General features: G+C 63.8%; 14 protein-coding genes. 5 read left to right on the top strand and 9 right to left on the bottom strand.

Going from position 1 to position 17,935, the window contains the following annotated elements; all coding sequences use genetic code 11:
* Positions 1 to 29 precede the first annotated feature (29 nt).
* On the top strand, positions 30 to 740 hold the full coding sequence (locus tag BGI27_RS02355; protein WP_095523306.1) for an MBL fold metallo-hydrolase: 711 nt from the start codon (positions 30 to 32) through the stop codon (positions 738 to 740).
* Positions 741 to 981: 241 nt separating this feature from the next.
* Here the strand turns inward: BGI27_RS02355 and BGI27_RS02350 are convergent, their stop codons facing one another.
* From BGI27_RS02350 to dapC, 5 genes are all read right to left on the bottom strand, one after another.
* Positions 982 to 1,431, bottom strand: a complete 450-nt coding sequence (locus BGI27_RS02350; RefSeq protein WP_095523305.1) for a response regulator — start codon at positions 1,429 to 1,431, stop codon at positions 982 to 984.
* Between the two features lie 200 nt (positions 1,432 to 1,631).
* Positions 1,632 to 2,597 (bottom strand): 50S ribosomal protein L3 N(5)-glutamine methyltransferase, encoded by a 966-nt coding sequence (gene prmB, locus BGI27_RS02345; protein ID WP_095523304.1) that lies wholly within the window; start codon positions 2,595 to 2,597, stop codon positions 1,632 to 1,634.
* A gap of 1 nt (position 2,598) precedes the next feature.
* Complete coding sequence (locus tag BGI27_RS02340; protein WP_095523303.1) at positions 2,599 to 3,777, bottom strand: PilT/PilU family type 4a pilus ATPase; 1,179 nt, start codon at positions 3,775 to 3,777, stop codon at positions 2,599 to 2,601.
* A 147-nt stretch (positions 3,778 to 3,924) separates the two neighbouring features.
* Entirely contained in the window at positions 3,925 to 4,743 is an 819-nt protein-coding gene (gene dapD, locus BGI27_RS02335; protein ID WP_095523302.1) for a 2,3,4,5-tetrahydropyridine-2,6-dicarboxylate N-succinyltransferase, read from the bottom strand.
* Positions 4,744 to 4,880: 137 nt separating this feature from the next.
* On the bottom strand, positions 4,881 to 6,074 hold the full coding sequence (gene dapC, locus BGI27_RS02330; RefSeq protein WP_095523301.1) for a succinyldiaminopimelate transaminase: 1,194 nt from the start codon (positions 6,072 to 6,074) through the stop codon (positions 4,881 to 4,883).
* A 121-nt stretch (positions 6,075 to 6,195) separates the two neighbouring features.
* Between dapC and smc the strand changes: the two genes are divergently transcribed.
* From smc to BGI27_RS02310, 4 genes are read left to right on the top strand one after another with little or no spacing between them, the layout of a single operon-like run.
* Entirely contained in the window at positions 6,196 to 9,714 is a 3,519-nt protein-coding gene (smc, locus tag BGI27_RS02325) for a chromosome segregation protein SMC (protein WP_095523314.1), read from the top strand.
* Between the two features lie 56 nt (positions 9,715 to 9,770).
* Entirely contained in the window at positions 9,771 to 10,877 is a 1,107-nt protein-coding gene (locus BGI27_RS02320; protein WP_095523300.1) for a cell division protein ZipA C-terminal FtsZ-binding domain-containing protein, read from the top strand.
* Entirely contained in the window at positions 10,877 to 13,261 is a 2,385-nt protein-coding gene (gene ligA, locus BGI27_RS02315) for an NAD-dependent DNA ligase LigA (RefSeq protein WP_223871553.1), read from the top strand. Before BGI27_RS02320 ends, ligA begins: the two co-directional genes overlap by 1 nt.
* Positions 13,258 to 13,932 (top strand): hypothetical protein, encoded by a 675-nt coding sequence (locus tag BGI27_RS02310; protein WP_095523298.1) that lies wholly within the window; start codon positions 13,258 to 13,260, stop codon positions 13,930 to 13,932. Before ligA ends, BGI27_RS02310 begins: the two co-directional genes overlap by 4 nt.
* A gap of 80 nt (positions 13,933 to 14,012) precedes the next feature.
* Here the strand turns inward: BGI27_RS02310 and BGI27_RS02305 are convergent, their stop codons facing one another.
* The 4 genes from BGI27_RS02305 to BGI27_RS02290 form a co-directional block, all read right to left on the bottom strand.
* The gene (locus BGI27_RS02305) at positions 14,013 to 14,342 is read right to left on the bottom strand and encodes a cupin domain-containing protein (protein ID WP_095523297.1); all 330 of its coding nucleotides are present in this window, start codon (positions 14,340 to 14,342) and stop codon (positions 14,013 to 14,015) included.
* Between the two features lie 88 nt (positions 14,343 to 14,430).
* Positions 14,431 to 15,810, bottom strand: coding sequence for an MATE family efflux transporter (locus BGI27_RS02300; protein WP_095523296.1), 1,380 nt, complete (start codon positions 15,808 to 15,810; stop codon positions 14,431 to 14,433).
* A gap of 132 nt (positions 15,811 to 15,942) precedes the next feature.
* Positions 15,943 to 16,257 carry a SixA phosphatase family protein gene (locus tag BGI27_RS02295; protein WP_317984271.1) on the bottom strand — a complete coding sequence of 105 codons (315 nt, stop codon included), beginning with the start codon at positions 16,255 to 16,257 and terminating at the stop codon, positions 15,943 to 15,945.
* Positions 16,258 to 16,437: 180 nt separating this feature from the next.
* The gene (locus BGI27_RS02290; RefSeq protein ID WP_170942891.1) at positions 16,438 to 17,919 is read right to left on the bottom strand and encodes a CYTH and CHAD domain-containing protein; all 1,482 of its coding nucleotides are present in this window, start codon (positions 17,917 to 17,919) and stop codon (positions 16,438 to 16,440) included.
* Positions 17,920 to 17,935 lie beyond the last annotated feature (16 nt).

The raw sequence follows: 17,935 nt of genomic DNA, 5'->3' as shown, positions 1-17,935 counted from the left end.
CCACTTGGTTGCCAGCTTAAGGCTTCGAAGTGTCTAGTGAACCGGGGGCGATTCATCATGCGCCGCCCATCACACTGGATGAGTTGCCACCCCTGGCGGGCGTGATCCTGTCGCACGACCATTACGATCACCTCGATTACCAGCCGATCCTCCGTCTGGTTCCGAGAACGGAACACTTCCTTGCGCCGCTGGGTGTGGGGGACCGGCTGATCGCTTGGGGCGTGCCTGCCGAGAAGGTCGTGCAGCTCGACTGGTGGGAAGGAACCACCCTCGCGGATGGATTGCAGTTCATCGCCACACCGGCACGGCATTTTTCCGGCCGCGGTCTGACCGACCGGAATCGCAGCCTGTGGGCTTCCTGGGTGATGATTGATGGCACTACGCGCATCTTCTTCAGCGGTGACGGTGGCTATTCCGAAAGCTTCAAGCGCATCGGCGAGCAGTACGGCCCGTTCGATCTGACGATGATGGAGTGCGGTGCTTACGACAGGCGCTGGCCCGAGGTCCACATGCAGCCGGAGCAGGTGATCCAGGCGCATCGCGATCTGCGTGGCCGCCGCCTGCTGCCGATTCACAACGGCACCTTCGATCTTGCCATGCATCCCTGGAAGGAGCCTTTGGAGCGCATTACTGCCCTAGCAGAGGATCAGGCCGTACCGCTGGCGACGCCGCGCATGGGGGAATGCTTCGATCTGCACGCACCGCAGTCTGGTGAGGCCTGGTGGCGGCAGATTTCCTGAGACCTGTTCAAAGTCTGTAGCGAGAGGCCGTCAGCGGGGGCGTAGGCAGCAAACAGCAGAGCGTAGCTCTGCGCTGCCGCAGCCGGTTTGCTATGCAAAGCAAACCGTGGAAAAGAGCAGCGCAGGAACCGGAGTGTAAGGGGATACATGAGGATTCCGAGCAGCGCATGAGCCCCGATCACGGACTCGCAGTAAGACTATGAACAGGTTCTGAGAGGAAGGATTCTGCCCGCGCGCAGGCTCAGGGATGGGTGTGGTCGCCCAGTTCGTTGTAGTTGAGCCAGTACTGGGCCAGCAGGCCCACGGTGCGCAGGAAGCGTTCGAAATCCACGGGCTTGCGGATATAGCTGTTGGCACCGAGCCGGTAGGCCTCGTGGATATCCTGGGGTTCGCGCGAGGTGGTGAGGACGACCACCGGCAGTAACGCGGTGCGTTCATCCGCCCGAAGGCGGCGGAGCACTTCCAGGCCGTCTACGCGCGGAAGCTTGAGGTCGAGGAAGATCACGGCCGGCATTACGCTGATGTCGCGGCCAGCGTAGCGGCCACCGCCGAACAGGTAGTTCAGTGCCTCCAACCCGTCACGGGCGACGACGACCTGATTCTCTATCTTGTTCCTGTCCAGCGCACGCAGGGTCAGTACTTCATCATCGGGATTGTCTTCGACGAGCAGGATCGGTCTGTCGGTTGCCATGGTGTCCCCTGGAGCACACCGGGAAAGCGTCCGGAGTGCTGCGATGCAGCACGATGCTGCCTGCGTTCTTATCGGCAGCGGAATATCCGAGTTGAGTGCTTCACAGCACTCAGGGGCTGTCGACAGTCATTTGCCGGTCGCGTTCGTTCGAAAGCGGCTGCAGGGGCCAACGCGATCCGGCAGATGATTGGAAACGGAGTCTAGCCTGGCAACTGATCCGCGCGCAGCAGGAAGACCCTGCTTTCTTCGCTGGTGTTGGACAGCCACACGAATTCGATATCTGGCCACGCAGCTTCCACCAGTTCGCGATTGTGGCCAACTTCGACGACGAGGATGCCGTCGTCGGTAAGGTGGCGTCGCGCGCCCTCGATGATGCGGCGAACGATGGTGAGGCCATCTTCTCCTCCACCGGCCAGTGCCATCTCGGGTTCGTGACGGTACTCCTCGGGCAGGGCCTCCATCACTTCGGGCGTGACGTAGGGCGGGTTGCTCAGGATCAGGTCGTACTGCTCGTCGCCTAGCGCCTCGAACACATCGGACTCGATCAGGCGTACCACCTCTTCGAGGCCGTAATCGGCCACGTTGCGCCGGGCGACTTCCAGTGCATCCGGCGAAAGGTCGATGGCATCGACCTGCGCATTGGGATAGTGATGCGCCAGCAGGATCGCCAGGCAGCCGCTGCCGGTGCAGAGATCCAGCGCACGGCTGACCTGCAGCGGGTCTTCGATCCAGGGCTCGAAGCCGGCTTCGAGCAGTTCGAAGCAGAAGGAGCGCGGCACGATTACGCGCTCATCCACGTAGAAGCGGAAATCGCCGAGCCAGGCTTCCTGCGTCAGGTAGGCCGCGGGCAGCCGTTCCTCGGTACGGCGACGCAGTACGGCCAGCACTTCGGCGCGTTCGTCGCTCGGGATGCAGGCATCGAGGAAGGGGTCGAGCCAGTCCAGCGGCAGGTGCAGGGTATGCAGCACGAGGTATACGGCTTCGTCATAGGCTTCGCTGCTGCCATGGCCGAAGAACAGGCCGGCACGGTTGAACTGGCTGGTGGCATAGCGGATCAGGTCGCGCACGGTCACCAGTTCGTCGATCGGATCGTGGTGATGATCGTGCTCGTGATCGTGGCCGCAATCGCAGTCTTCGTCGTGCTCGTGGTGTGGGTGTGAAGTCATGTCAGCTGGTTTCATCCATGTGCAGCGTGAAGGAGCTGAAGGAAGCGCCATCTTCTTCTGCGGGTTCGAATTCGGTGATGGCGTCGTGCTGAGCCGGCGTCTTGGGAGCGTCGGCGCTTTCGGACGGTGTGTTGTTGACCAGCCAGGAGAAGTTGGTCGGAGAGTCGGAGTTGGTCAGCGCTTCTTCCAGTGTGATGACACCGGAGCGATACAGGCGGAACAGATCCTGTTCGAAGGTCTGAGACCCCTGCGCCAGTGATTTTTCCATGGCTTCGCGCACTTCGCCGAAATTGCCGGCCTGGATCAGCTCGGCAATGTGGCGCGTGTTCATGAGGATCTCGGCGGCGGGGATGCGGCTGCCGTCGGGTTTCTTCACCAGTCGCTGCGAGATGACGCTGCGCAGCGACACCGAAAGATCAAGGAACAGCAACTCGCGGCTTTCCAGCGGATAGAAGCTGGTGATGCGGTTGAGTGCATGGTGGGCGTTGTTGGCGTGCAGTGTGGCCAGCACGAGGTGGCCGGACTGCGCATAGGAGATCGCCGCCTTCATGGTCTCCAGATCGCGGATCTCGCCGATCAGGATGCAGTCCGGCGCCTGGCGCATCGCATTCTTCAGCGCCTCATGCCAGGACTTGGTATCGAACCCCACCTCGCGCTGATTCACGACCGAACGCTTGTGGCGGAACAGGTACTCGATGGGGTCCTCGACGGTGAGGATGTGTCCGGGCGTATTGTTGTTGCGGTAATCGAGCATCGACGCGATGGTGGTCGATTTGCCCGAGCCCGTGGCGCCCACCACCAGCACCAGACCACGCTTTTCCATGATGATCTCGTAGAGCACGGGCGGCAGGTTCAGCGTTTCCAGACTGGGGATTTCGCCCTGGATGTAGCGCACCACGATGGAGACGCTGTTGCGTTGCCAGAAGAAGTTGATGCGGAAGTTGCCCAGGCCGCGCTTGGAGTGAGAGATGTTGAGCTCGCGTTCCTTTTCGAAATGCGCGATCTGCTCGGGCGTCATGATCTCGTAGGCCATGCGCTGGGTGACCGCTGGCTCCATGATCTGCTGGTTGATCGGCATCACCACGCCGTTGATCTTGATATGCACCGGCGTGCCGGCCGATACGAAGATGTCCGAGGCGCGGCGCTCGGCCATGAGCTGGAAAAGCTTGTCGAAAATCATGAGTCCTCCCGTATCCATCCTGCGCCGCGCTGGCCTGTGTACCCCGTTTGCCACGGGCCGGCTGCGGTCCTGCAAGCTGCTTGTCGGATCCTGCACCCTGTGCGGCGCGTCAATCTCCGTTGACTGCACCGCACGGGGCTACCGCGCTCAGTCGCGCAGCAGTTCGTTGATCGAGGTCTTGGCGCGCGTCTGGGCGTCGACCTGTTTGACGATCACTGCGCAGTACAGCGAATACTTGCCGTCGGCCGACGGCAGATTGCCGGAGACCACCACGGAGCCTGCGGGAATGCGGCCGTAGCTGACTTCGCCGGTGGCGCGGTTGTAGATCTTCGTGCTCTTGCCAATGTAGACGCCCATCGAGATCACGCTGTTGTCTTCGACGATCACGCCTTCGACGACCTCGGAACGAGCACCGACGAAGCAGTTGTCACCGATGATGGTCGGGTTGGCTTGCAGCGGCTCCAGCACGCCGCCGATGCCCACGCCACCGGAAAGGTGTACATGCTTGCCGATCTGGGCGCAGGAGCCTACGGTGGCCCAGGTATCCACCATCGTGCCTTCATCCACATAGGCGCCGATGTTGACGTAGGAGGGCATCAGCACCACGTTCTTGCCGATGAAGCTGCCGCGGCGGGCGATGGCGTTGGGTACCACGCGGAAACCGCCTGCGCGGAAATCCGCCTCGCTGTAGTTGCCGAACTTGGCCGGCACCTTGTCGAAATACTGCGTGCAGCCGCCCGCCATCACTTCGTTGTCGTTGAGGCGGAAGGAGAGCAACACCGCCTTTTTCAGCCATTGATGCGTCACCCAGTCGCCGTCGATCTTCTCGGCCACGCGCAGGCGGCCGGCATCCAGCGTAGAGATGACTTCGTTGACCGCATCGCGCAGTTCGGCCGTGGCGTTGCCCGGATTGATATCGGCGCGGTTTTCGAAGGCGGTTTCAATGACGGTTTGCAGGTTGCTCATGGCGATTTCCAGAGTTGGGGTCGGTTTGTGGGAAAGGAAGACAGCTAAACGGATTCGGCAGCAGGGCCGATATCATCAATCAAGTCATGACGCCCATCGAGTAGGGTGCGCCGTGCGCACCAGCGATGGGGAACACATCACCCCAGCCAGCGCACGAAGCGGACGATGCGGGCGATGCCTTCATCGCATTCGGCCTGGTTGGCGACCAGCGCGATGCGCACGCGCTTGGCGCCGGGATTCTCGCCATGCGCTTCACGGGCCAGATAGGAGCCGGGCAGCACGGTGACGTTTTCCTCAGCGTACAGGCGGCGGGCGAATTCGGTATCGGAGATCGGCGTGCGGGCCCAAAGATAGAAGGAGGCATCGGGCAGATCGACATCCAGCGCCTGCTGCAGCGCAGGCGTGGCGCTGGCGAACTTGGCGGCGTACTGGCGGCGGTTCTCCAGCACATGCGCCTCGTCGCTCCAGGCGGCGATGCTGGCGACCTGCACCATCGGGCTCATGGCACAGCCATGGTAGGTGCGGTAAAGCAGGAATTTCTTCAGCAGCGCGGCGTCACCCGCGACGAAGCCGGAGCGCAGCCCCGGTACGTTGGAGCGTTTTGAGAGGCTGGAGAAGACCACCAGGCGCGGGAAACCTTCGCGCCCCAGCTGCTGTGCCGCCTGCAGTGCGCCCAGCGTGGGCCTGGCTTCGTCGAAATACAGCTCCGAATAGCACTCGTCGGAGGCGATGGTGAAGCCGTACCTGTCGGAAAGAGCGAACAACTCACGCCATTCATCCAGCGACAGCACGCGACCGGTCGGATTGCCCGGCGAGCACACATATAGCAGCTGCACGCGTGCCCATTCGTCGGCGCCGAGCGAATCCAGGTCGAAACCGAAACCATTGGCCTGCGTCTGGTTGAGGAAGACGGGCTGGGCGCCGGCCAGAAAGGCCGCCCCCTCATAGATCTGGTAGAACGGGTTCGGGCAGGCCACGAGCGGCGCCGGGCGGCTGGGGTCCAGCACAGCCTGGGCGAACGAAAACAGCGCCTCGCGCGAACCATTCACCGGCAGCACCTGACTGCCGGCATCGATGGCGGGCAGACCATAACGGCGCTCCAGCCAGCGCGCGATGGTGTTGCGCAGCGCATCGCTGCCATTCGTGCTGGGATACTGGGCCAAGCCACTGAAGCCTTCCTGCAAGGCCTTGAACACCAGTTCGGGCGTGGCGTGCTGGGGTTCGCCGATAGACAGCCGGATGGCCGCCTGATCAGCGGGCGCGGTGCCGGCGAACAGGGCACGCAGTTTCTCGAAAGGGTAGGGCTGGAGACGATCGAGCAGCGGATTCAAGATTTTGACGCTCAGGCTGGGTTGGCGGCCCGCAGCGCTCCGGCGGGCGGGGCACGGGCGGGTCAAAAGAGGGGTGATATTATAGCCCGCCCCGTTCCCCGTGCTTCTGCCTGCTGAAAACGTGCGTCTCTCCAAGCTCAAGCTCGCCGGCTTCAAATCCTTCGTCGATGCCACCACCATCCTCGCGCCGGGGCAACTCGTAGGCATCGTCGGGCCGAATGGCTGCGGCAAGTCCAACGTCATCGACGCGGTACGCTGGGTGCTGGGCGAATCGCGTGCCTCCGCGCTGCGCGGTGAATCGATGCAGGACGTGATCTTCAACGGCTCCACCACGCGCAAGCCGGTCTCGCGCGCCAGCGTCGAGATGATCTTCGACAACGCCGAAGGGCGCGCGGCAGGGCAGTGGTCGCAATACGCCGAAATTTCGGTGAAACGCCAGGTGGACCGCAACGGCGGCTCGGACTACTTCATCAACAACGTCGCGGTGCGCCGCAAGGACGTCATCGACCTCTTTCTCGGCACCGGCCTGGGGCCGCGTGCCTACGCGATCATTGAGCAGGGCATGATCTCGCGTGTGATCGAGGCGCGCCCGGAGGAAGTTCGCGCCTTTCTGGAAGAAGCCGCTGGCATCACGCGCTACAAAGAGCGCCGCCGCGAAACCGAAGGGCGGCTGGCGGACGCGCGCGACAACCTGGCGCGTGTGGAAGACATCCGCGCCGAGCTCACGCAGCAGATTGGCCGCCTGGAGACCCAGGCGGAACTCGCGCGCCGCTACAAGGAGCTTTCCAGCCAGCTCTCGCAGCGTCAGGTGCTGTTGTGGCGCTACAAGCACACCGCCGCGCAGGGCGAGCTGACGCGTTTGGCGGAGACCATCGCGCAGACGCAGACGCATGTCGAGGCCTGCAATCAGCAGGTGGTGGAACTGGATACCGGCATCACGCTGGCGCGCGAGGCGCAGCATGTGGGCAACGAAGCGCTGAATGCCGCCCAGGGAGATCTGTATGCGATCAATACCGAGATTTCGCGCATCGAGGCCGAACTGCGCAATCTGCATGACACCCACGCGCGCCTGAGCCAACGTGGGCAGCAACTGCTGGCCGAAGAAACGCAGTGGCGCGAGCGCCTGGGTACGGCCGAGGCGCAGCATGAGCATTGGGCGCTGCTTGGCGAGCAGGCTCAGGAGCGCCTTGAGATCGCGCTGACCCAGGTGGCCGAGGCCGAAGAAGGACTGCCCGAGGCCGACGCCGCCTGGCGGGATGCGCTGGCCGCGCAGGAATCGGCCAGGCGGGCGGTGGCGCAGGTGGAGCAGCAATTGCGCGTGGAGGATACCCGGCGCCAGTCCGTCGAACGTGCATTGGGTGCGCTGACGCAACGGCGCGAGCGATTGGAGCGCGAGCGCGCGGGCTTGCATGCCGAAGATGAAGCCGTGCTGCGCACGCTGGAAGCCGAACTGGGCGAACTGGTAGCACGCGCGCAGCACGACGAAGCCCGCCTGCACGAGTTGCAGGCTCGTCAGGCCGAGCGCCAGGCCGCACAGCAGGACGCGCAGCAGGCCTTGCAGCAGGCGGGCCGCGAGCTGACCGAAATGCGTGCGCGTCTCGATGCCTTGCGTGGCCTGCAAGCCAGTCTGCGCGATCAGGGCGATCTGGCCGGTTGGCTGGCCGCGGCAGGGCTTGGCGGTGAGGCGCCCGCCTGGCAGGCCTTGCAGGTCGAGGCGGGCTGGGAGCTGGCCGTGGAGGCCGTGCTGCGTGAACGCGTCAGCGCCATCGGGCCGCTGGCCGGCACGCTAGAAACCGTGCTGGACGATCCGGCGCCCGCCACACTCACACTGCTGCGCGAAGGCTCGCCCGGCAAACCCGGCGCGCCGCCCTTTGATGCACCCTTGCTCGAAGAGCACGTGCGCTGCCAGCGCGCCGACCTGCTGCCGCACCTGCGGCATTGGCTGGATGGCGTGTATGCCGTGCCGTCGCTGACGCCCTGGCTGGCGGGTGGGCAGTTGCTGCCAGCTGGCGTCACCCTGGTCACGCCAGCTGGCCAGCTGCTGGATGCCGGTGCGCTGACACTGTTCGCGCCGGATGCCCGTACCCATGGCGCCATCGAGCGGCAGCGCGAGATCGAATTGCTGGAACAGGCTCTGATGCCAGCGGAAGCAAGGCATCAGGCCGCGAAGGATGTCGTGGACGGGCTGCTTGCCGAGCTGCGCGGCCTGCAGGAGGCGCTGGCCGCCGGGCGGCGCGAGCTGCAGCTCTCCCAACAGGCAAGACATGAGCGTCAGCTGGCGCTGGTGAAAGCGCAACAGGCACAGGCGCGGCAGGTCGAGCGTCTGGCACAGCTTGCGACCGAAGCTGCCGAGATACAGAGTCAGGAAGGTCTGGAGCAGGCGCAGCTGGAAGAAATCGCCGAGTCCGCCGCGCGTGCCGAGGCGACGCAGGAAACGCTGGGCATGCAGGCCGAAGAAGCGGCTGAGCGATGCGCCGGGGCAGAAGTGCGCCTGCGTACCGCACGTGAGATGCTCGCTGCAGCCCAGCGAGGCCGCCATGACGCGGAACTGGCTGCGCGCGAGGGTAATGCCCGCCAGGAAGAGGCACGCCGTAACGCCGCCTTGGCTCAGGCACAGCTTGAGAAACTGGCCGTGGAGCGCGAGCGTATCGAGGGCGAGCAGGGCTCGCTGGATGATCAGGCGCTGCTGACTTCACGCCAGACGGCGCTGGATCTGCGCCAGGGGCGGGAGGCCACATTGGCCCGGCGACGCGAGGAACAGGAAGCTCAGGCGCGCCAGCTGCGTGAAATGGAAGCCGCCCGCACGCAGGCCGAACAGGCGCTGACGCCACTGCGCGAGCAATTGGGCGAGCTGCGTCTGGCACATCAGGCGGCGGAACTGGGCGCGCAGCAGGCTGCCGAGCGGCTGGGAGAGCTCGGCGCGGAACTCATGGCGCTGGATGACTCCGTGATGGCGGAGATCCGCGAGACGGCGCTTTCCCGCGAGGTGTCACGGCTGACGCGCGAGATCGCGGAAATGGGCGCGGTCAATCTGGCGGCCCTGGCTGAGCTGGAGTCGGCGCGCGAGCGCAAGGGCTTTCTCGATCGTCAGTTCGATGACCTGATGAGCGCCATCGGTACACTGGAGGACGCCATCCGCCGCATCGACCGCGATACGCGCAGCCAGTTGCAGGAAACCTACAACACGGTCAATCGCCATTTCGGCGAACTCTTTCCGCGTCTCTTCGGCGGCGGGCAGGCACAACTGGTGCTCACCGGCGAGGATCTGCTGGATGCTGGCGTGCAGATCATCGCGCAGCCGCCGGGCAAGAAGAACGCTTCGATCCATCTGCTGTCTGGTGGGGAGAAGGCACTGACGGCCATCGCGCTGGTGTTCGCGATGTTCCAGCTCAATCCGGCGCCTTTCTGCATGCTCGACGAGGTGGATGCCCCGCTGGACGATGCCAATACCGAGCGGTATTGCCGCATGGTGCAGCACATGTCCTCGGTCACCCAGTTCATCTTCATCAGCCACAGCAAGATCACGATGGAGATGGCGCAGCAGCTGGTGGGCGTGACCATGCAGGAGCAGGGCGTGTCGCGTGTGGTGGAAGTGGATATGGACGAAGCGCTCAGGCTGGCGCAGCCTGCGGCAGCTTGATGCGATAATGCGCGCCTTGTATCGAGGCGCATTGTTTTACGGGGTGCACAGCACACATGTCCGGAAATGAATTGCAGTACGGCCTGATTGGCCTGAGTGTCGTCGCGATTTTCGCGCTGGTGGTCTACAACCTCTGGCAGGAGCGACGTGCGCGCAAGGCCGCGGAGCAGGCCTTCCGCTCCGACCACCACGACGTATTGCTGGAAGGCGACGTCGAGCCTGCTGTTCCGCCAGCGCCTGGCGGTCGCATGGAGCCTTCCTTGCACGAAGTCGAGGTGGAGCAGCCCAGCGCCCGTCCGGCTGCGGCGGCCAGCAAGCCGACACGTGCCAGCGAGCCGGTTTTGCCCTGGGAGGCACGCGCCATCGATTGCGCGGTCAGCATCGAAGCACCGGCGGGGGTCGCCGCGGCAGCCCTGTTCGCTGCGCAGCAAGAAGTGCTGGCTGGCGTCAGCCGCCGCCTCCAGTGGTACGGCTGGAACGATCAATCGCATGAATGGTTCGCGTTGGATGCACGCAGTCCGGGCAGTCTTTCGCGCGCCTGTGTCACGCTGCAGCTGGCCGATCGCCGTGGTGCGATCAGCGAAAGCGAGCTGAAGCGTTTCTTTGACCAGTTGCAGCGCGTCTGCGAGCAATTCCTGGCCGTGCCGCGCTTGCCCACGAGCGTCGAAACGCTGCGTTCCGCCGTGGAGCTCGATGGTTTCTGTGCCGATGTCGACATCCAGATTGCCGTCAACGTGATCGCGACCTCCCAACCCTTCAGCGGCCCGCGTCTGCGCGCCGCGGCGGATGCCGCCGACCTGCAGCTGGGGGCCGATGGTACCTACCAGGCGCTCGATGACGCCGGGCAACTGATGTTCTCGCTGGCCAATCAGGAGTCCGCGAAGCTTTCCGCCGAGCAGCTCAAGCATCTACACACGCGCGGACTCACACTGGTGCTGGATGTGCCGCGTGTACGCAACCCGATGCAGGTGTTCGACCGCATGCTGGGCTGCGCGCGCCAGCTGGCCGAGGCTCTGGGGGGGCAGCTGGTCGACGACAACCGCAATCCGTTCTCGGATCGCGCCATTGACCTGATCCGCAGCCAGATCGGGCAGTTCGAGATGCAGATGGAGCGGGCGTCCATTCCCGCCGGTGGTAGCCTGGCACGTCGCCTGTTTGCATGATGGATCTGTTCGACCAGGCCGACGACGCCGAACGTGCGGCCGAATTGCGTGATCTGCTCAACCGTCATGCCCATGCTTATTACGTGCTCGATGCGCCGCAGGTGTCGGACGCCGAGTACGACCGTCTGTTCCAGGAGCTGGACGCGTTGGAGCGGGCGAATCCGGCGTTGCGTACGCCAGACTCACCCACGCAGCGCGTGGGTGGGCGGATCCTGGCGCAGTTCCAGCCCGTGCGTCATGCCGTGCCAATGCTGTCGATCCGCACCGAAACCGATATCAGCGAAGGCGGTGCCATCGCTTTCGATGCCAGGGTGCGCAAGGAACTGGAACTGGATGAAACCGACCCGCCGGTCGAATATCTTGCCGAACTGAAGTTCGACGGCCTTGCCATCAACCTGCGCTATGAACACGGCGTGTTGGTGCGTGCCGCCACGCGGGGCGACGGGGAAGTGGGTGAGGATGTCACCCAGAACATCCGCACCATAGGCCAGATTCCTTTGCGCCTTGCGGGTTTGGCGCCTGCGGTGCTGGAGGTGCGTGGCGAGGCTTACATGCGCCGCGACGATTTCGAAAAGCTGAATGCGGCGCAGGTGCAATTGGGAGAAAAGACTTTCGTCAATCCGCGTAACGCGGCTGCGGGGTCTGTGCGGCAGCTCGATCCGGCAATCGCCCGGCGCCGGCCGCTGAGTTTCTTTGCCTACGCCTTGGGGGAAGTGCAAGGCTGGGATCTTCCTGCGCGTCAAAGCGAGCTGTTGCAGGCATTCAGCCGCATGGGCCTGCCGCTCAGTCAGGAATATACGGTGGCACACGGCGCCGCTGAGCTGGCAGCCTTTCACAGGCGTATCGGCGAACTGCGCAATCAGTTGCCTTTCGACATCGATGGCGTGGTCTACAAGGTGGATCGTCTCGATTGGCAGCGTCAGCTGGGTTGGGTTTCCCGCGAGCCGCGCTGGGCCGTGGCGCACAAATACGCACCGCAGGAAGAGATCACGCGTCTGGTGGATATCGAGATCCAGGTGGGGCGTACCGGCGCGCTGACGCCGGTGGCGCGGCTGGAGCCCGTGTTCGTGGGCGGCGCCACCGTGACCAATGCTTCGCTGCACAACGAGGACATGATCGCGCACAAAGGGGTGCGGATCGGTGACCGGGTGGTGGTACGCCGCGCTGGCGACGTGATTCCTGAAGTGGTGACTGCAGTTGTGGATCTGCGCGACGGCTCCGAACGGGATTTCGTCATGCCCACCGTCTGCCCGGTCTGCGGCAGCCACGTGGTCCGTGAAGCGGGCGAAGCCGTGGCGCGTTGCACGGGAGGGCTGGCTTGCCGTGCCCAGCGCGTGCAGGCGCTGATCCATTTTGCAGGCCGCCGGATGATGGATATCGACGGGCTGGGCGACCGCTACATCGAATCACTGGTCGAATTCGGCTATGTCAGCAGCCCCGCCGATCTGTATCGCCTGCGGTTGGACGATCTGCTGGAAATGAAGCGCCGTGCCGATGAACGCGACGGCGTTACGCCCGAGACCGTGCTGCAGGGCAAGATTGCCACCAAATGGGCGGAGAACCTGATCGATGCCATCGCCGACAGCAAACGGCCGCCGCTGGCGCGTCTGATTTTCGCGCTGGGCATCCGCCATGTAGGCGAGTCGACGGCAAAGACCCTGGCCGACTGGCTGGGCGCGCTGGAGCGCATCCGCCAGGTGCCGCGGGAGATCTTCGCGGCACTGCCTGACATCGGTGAGGTGGTGGCAGAGTCCCTGTACGATTTCTTTGCCGAACCGAACAATGAGCGTGTGCTGGATGAATTGCTGCTTGCGGGCGTCGCGCCGGAAGGGGAGCATGCGCCTTCGGCACAGCTGCCACGCCTGCTCACGCCGGTGGCCTTGCTGGGGCACCTCGGCATTCCACGCCTGACGCCTCTGCGCGCGCAGCAGTTGATCGAACAAGGGCTTGATCTGTCCGGGTTGGCGGCATTGCCGGGTGATGAGATCCAGGCCAGGGGGCTGCCTGCCGAGGTCGGCACCAGTCTGGCGGATTGGCTTGAAAAGGAAGGGAACCGGGAGCGCCTGAAGCAACTCCATGTCAGCGCCCAGGCCTTGATTGCGGCGGCACCGCAGGGGGCTGTCGGCTACGCGCCGCTGGCAGGCAAGACTTTTGTGTTGACGGGAACGCTACCGACGCTCAGCCGTGATGCGGCGACAGCGCGGATCGAGAGCGCTGGCGGCAAGGTAACGGGCTCGGTATCGAAGAAAACGGATTACGTGGTGGCAGGCGAGGAGGCAGGCAGCAAGCTTGCCAAGGCACTGCAACTCGGCGTGCCGGTGCTGGACGAGGCGGGGCTGACGGCCCTGCTGGAAGCATCGGCAGCAGAAATGGACAACAGATGAAACGATGGATACTGGCGGCGCTGGCCAGCCTGGCGTTGCTGACGCCGACCCTGGCCCCCGCCTCGAACAAGCCTTCGGGCACGGCTGCGGCGAAAAGTGCCAAGCCGGCGCAGAGCCAGGCGAAGAAATCCGCGCCAGCCAAGAGGGCTGCGAACAAGGCGCCGGCGAAGCCCAAACAACAGACCGGTACGAAGAAGAAATCCTCGGGCGCAGCTTCAACGGGCAAGAAGGCTGCCGGTGGGGCGGCGACGCAGCAGTCGTCCGGCACGCAGCGCTGTACCATCCAGCGCGTGAAGAACAGCCAGGGCAAGTTCATCAATCGCCGGGTGTGCAAGCCTGCGGCCCAGCCTGATCTGGCCAGCCCGATCAAGCCGGACGCCCTGCAGACCACCAGTGCTGCACCGGCACCGTCTTCCGATCTGCGTGGAAAGCCTGCGCCCGAGCGTGCCTACGCCGTCGATGGCGAGACCTTCTTCTATCAGGGGCGCAAATACCGCGTGGAGGGGCTGAAGGCCAGCGGTAACGGTGACATGGGGCTGCAACGCTTGCAGCGTGCCCTGGATGCCGGCAACCTGAATCTGGATGCACTGGATACAGGCACCGACGGCGTGACGCGGGCGCGGGTGAAGATTGATGGCCGTGATCTTGCGCGGGAGCTGGGCACGCCCTGATTGGGCCACGTATTTTTCCTTGCGTATACCCACAAAAAAGCCGGCTATCAAGGCCGGCTTTTTTGTGCGCGAAGCGGGGATTACTTCTTCGGCAGGAAGTCTTCACGGATCGGCGTGAAGGTATCGAGCAGCACGCCAGCCTTCAGACACTTGCAGCCGTGCATGATGTTCGGTTTCTTGTAGAGCGTGTCACCCGTCTTGACGATCTTGGTCTCGTCGCCGATGGTGAATTCGAACTCGCCGGACAGGATGTAGGTGAGTTGCTCGTGCGGGTGGTTGTGCATGTAGCCGATGGCGCCATCAGCGAAATGGACTTCAACCTGCATCATCTTGCCGCCGTAGGCCAGGATGCGACGGGAAACGCCGTTGCCCAGATCTTCCATCGGGCGATCTTTGCCAAAAACAAACATAGTGACCTCCAGAGAATCAACCTGAGGATTATACGCGGTCGGGTCGTCGTTCCCAAGATGAAAAGGGCCGGTGCGGGGCTGATGCGTGTCAGTTGGCGCGTGGTTTGAGCCGTTGCACGATGCGCCGGCGTGCCGCTCTGGCGCTGTCGGTCCAGCCTTTGGCCCGCCACCGGGCCGCCATGCACAGCCCACGCACCCATTCGTCCACGGTGTAACCAATCCAGATTCCTGGCAGGCCGAGGCCAAAATGGATGCCCATCAACCATGCCAGTCCGGCGCCGAAGACGAAATTGGAGACGACGCTGACCTTGACTGGAAAGCGGACATCTCCCGCCGCCCGCAGGCCGCCGAGCATCAGGATGTTGAGGCAGCGCCCCGGCTCCAGCAGAAGATCGATCAGCAGTACGCCGACGATCAGACTGATCACGGCGAGATCCGTATTCAAACCGTGCAGCAGGAAAGGCGTCACGAAGCAGCTCAGGATGGCACCACTTACGGTGACGACCAGCGCGATCCGCAAAGCTCGTTGGAGCGTGGCGTTGGCCTGCTTCAGACGCCCTGCACCAACCAGGTGGCCCAGGACGATTTCGGAGCCGAAGCTCAGAGACACCATGTAAATGTTTACCCAGCCCGCAGCCTGCAGCACCCAGGCATGTGCGGCCAATGCATCGGTACCCAGGCTGGCGGCCATGGATACTGTCATCAGGAAGGCGATGCGGAAGGCGATCTTCTCGCCCGCCGAGGGCAGGCCAATGGCGAGGATGGGGGGCAGGGCTTCGCGGTGACGTGAATAGAAAAGCGAAGGTGTCAGCCGGATATTCAGGCGGCGCAGCCATAGCATCGCCAGCAAGCCGACGGCCAGCAGGCGCGAGAGCAGATGACCCCAGCCCAGGCCCATCAGTCCGAGCGCAGGCAGGCCTGCCCAGCCGGTGACCAGCGGAATGCTGACCACGACCTGCAGAAGATTCATGGCCATGGTCATGCGCATCGAATCGCGCGTGAAGGTGTAGGCGCGCAGCACCGAGAGCATGGTGACGAAAAGCGAATCCAGCGCCAGCCCGATGGCAGTCAGGATGAAGAACGGCACGGCCAGCTCGAAAAGCTCGACGGGCAGCTGCAGCAATTTCAGCGTTGCCGCGGGCATCAGGCCGACCAGCGCTGCGGAAATCAGGCCCAGCCAAAGCGAGGCAGCCAGCCCCGCGCGTGCCATGGCCGCCGCGCCTTCGTCGTCACCGCCGCCCTTGTGCTGGGTGACCACTACACTGGTGCCGACGCCTACTACGCGGAAGATGCGGTCAAAGATCTGGCGTAACTGATTGGCCAGCCCGAATACCGCCACGGCGCCCAACGAGACCTGGCCTGCGAGCCACAATCCCAATGTGCCGATCGCCATCATCAGGAACTGCTCGACAAACATTGGCCAGGTGATACCCAGCAGGTCGGGCTGACGGGAAGATGGAGCAGGCATCGGGAATGGGCGGGAAAGGCGGCGGAAGTGCCAAATTGTGCGCCTTTCCGGGCTTCATCGTTTGCGACAGTGCAAGCGAGGGCTCTGCCGGATATTACAGAGCCGGGGCCTGGCTATGCCAATACCCAATACCTAGACCAGATCGGCATTGACCACGGTCTTCAACACGGTCTGCCATTCGTCGTTGCGCTGCCGTCGCTGAAACCACCACAACGCCCCCTTCTTGAAAGACAGGTCCTGCGCTTCGCCACGTAGCAACAGAGAGGCGATCTGGCCTAAGGTTGGTTGATGGCCTACGACCAGAACGGGCGTCTCCACATCCGGCCAGCCAACGGCATCCAGCAATGCCGGCGCGGTGGTGTCCAGCCCCAGCGCTTCGCTGATTTCGTAGGGGTGCCCCCAGGATTCGATGGTCTGTCGCGTGCGAGTGGCGGGGCTGCAATACACCTGCAGTCCGCGGTGGGCGCGTGCTGGTCCAGCCAGCGCGCCATGCGCAGAGCCTGTTTGATACCGCGTGGGCTCAGTTCGCGCGCGGTATCAGGGATTCCATCTTCAGCTTCGGCATGACGCCACAGCAGCAGGTCCAACTCATTCTCCTTTGGGCTGGCAGGAGGCGCCGGGATTCCGTCAGCGCTTGTCCCAGGGGTTGGCAGGCGTCAGGTGACGTGCCGCGTTGCGCAGCATACGGCGGCGGGATTTCGTTGCCGTGACAGCGTACCAACCGCAGGCGTAACCAGCGGGGCTGGCCAGTGCGGGCTGTTGCTCGACCAGTGTCTGCAGTGTGGGCGCAAGCTGGGATATGTCGTTGATCCGGCCGAGTTCGTCCTGCAGTTTTCCCAGTGCGAGCAAACGGCGTTGCATGGCGCGTTCGGGATAGAGGCCGGCAAAGAATTCGGCGGCATAGCGCAGGCGTTTGCCGGCAATACGCAAAGCGTGAAGGCTGGCTGGGCGTTTGGCACATGTCTTTTTTAGCCGGCGCAGGGCCTCGCGGGAAAGCTTTCGCAGGCAGCTTCTGGCATGTTTCGCGAGTGGTGTCGGGGATGCGTTTTCGTCGGGCAAGGCCGCCATCAGACCGAGCATGGTCTGCCCCGCGCGTGCAGCATGGTTTCCCGCAAGGATCTGCGTCTGCTGGGCGACGGAGGCTGCCAGCAAGGCTTGATACAGCAGGCTGATGCCTTCCGCCTGGCCTTGCAGCGGTGCGATCTGTTCATCTGCCAGTACGCGCAGCATGCGTGGAGCACCGAGCTCCTGAGCCAGCTCGCCCAACGGTTTGATCCAGGCCTTGCCTTGCGGCCAGAGCGGCGTGAATACCTGCAGGCACGCACGTAGGCGACGCAATGCGATGCGCTGTTGGTGTACGAAGACCGGATCCCCAGGGTTGCGCAGAGCCCCATCCAGGTTGGCGGCCCAATCCGCCAGCAGGCTGTGCGCGATCCGCCGCAGCGAGTCCAGGGCCGGCTGGTCACCTTGCAGGTTGAGGATGCGGGTGTTCTGAGCCTGCACGGGTTCGCCCCGGAACAGACGATAGCCGCGCGCAGCCTTGCTTTCATCGTACGGGCGCAGCGGGAGAGTTTCTGCCAGTTCGCAGGCGAGCCAGAGCAGATCTGCTGCACTGCCGCTAACCAGTTCCAGTTCGAGTTCGCTGATGGCTTCCTGCTGATTTCCGGCCTGGACTTCGCCGGCATCCAGCATCAGGTGGATTTCGATGCCCGCGCGAGGACGGAGTACGAAAGTGTGGCGCCGGAAGTTGGTGGTGAACAGCGGGACGATGCTGTCTGCCTGTGCCTCCAGCAGACTGCGTACATCAGGTGCATCGATGGCCGAGAAATCGAACCGGCCGTGATAGGCGCATTCCCACTCGGGGCGCGAGGAAAGCCCCCCCTGCGAAACAGCGGCGCATTTCACCGTCTGCAACCAGCGCTTGCCGGCCTTGCGGGTGCGGAGTGCCACGCGTGCGGCCGAGAGCGTTTGTGCCGGTGTGTCGTAATAGGTGTTGATCAGCGTCTGAGCGGGTTCCAGACGCTCGGCGTCCCGGATCAGAGTGTGGCGCAATACCTGACGATGCGCACTGGCAGGCAGGGCCAGCTTGAGTTCGATTTCCTTGACCATGAGGGGCACCTGAAGA

Origin of the sequence: Candidatus Dactylopiibacterium carminicum (genome assembly GCF_014736495.1) — a bacterium.
Classification (GTDB): domain Bacteria; phylum Pseudomonadota; class Gammaproteobacteria; order Burkholderiales; family Rhodocyclaceae; genus Uliginosibacterium; species Uliginosibacterium carminicum.
This window is presented reverse-complemented; position numbering and strand designations above follow the sequence as displayed.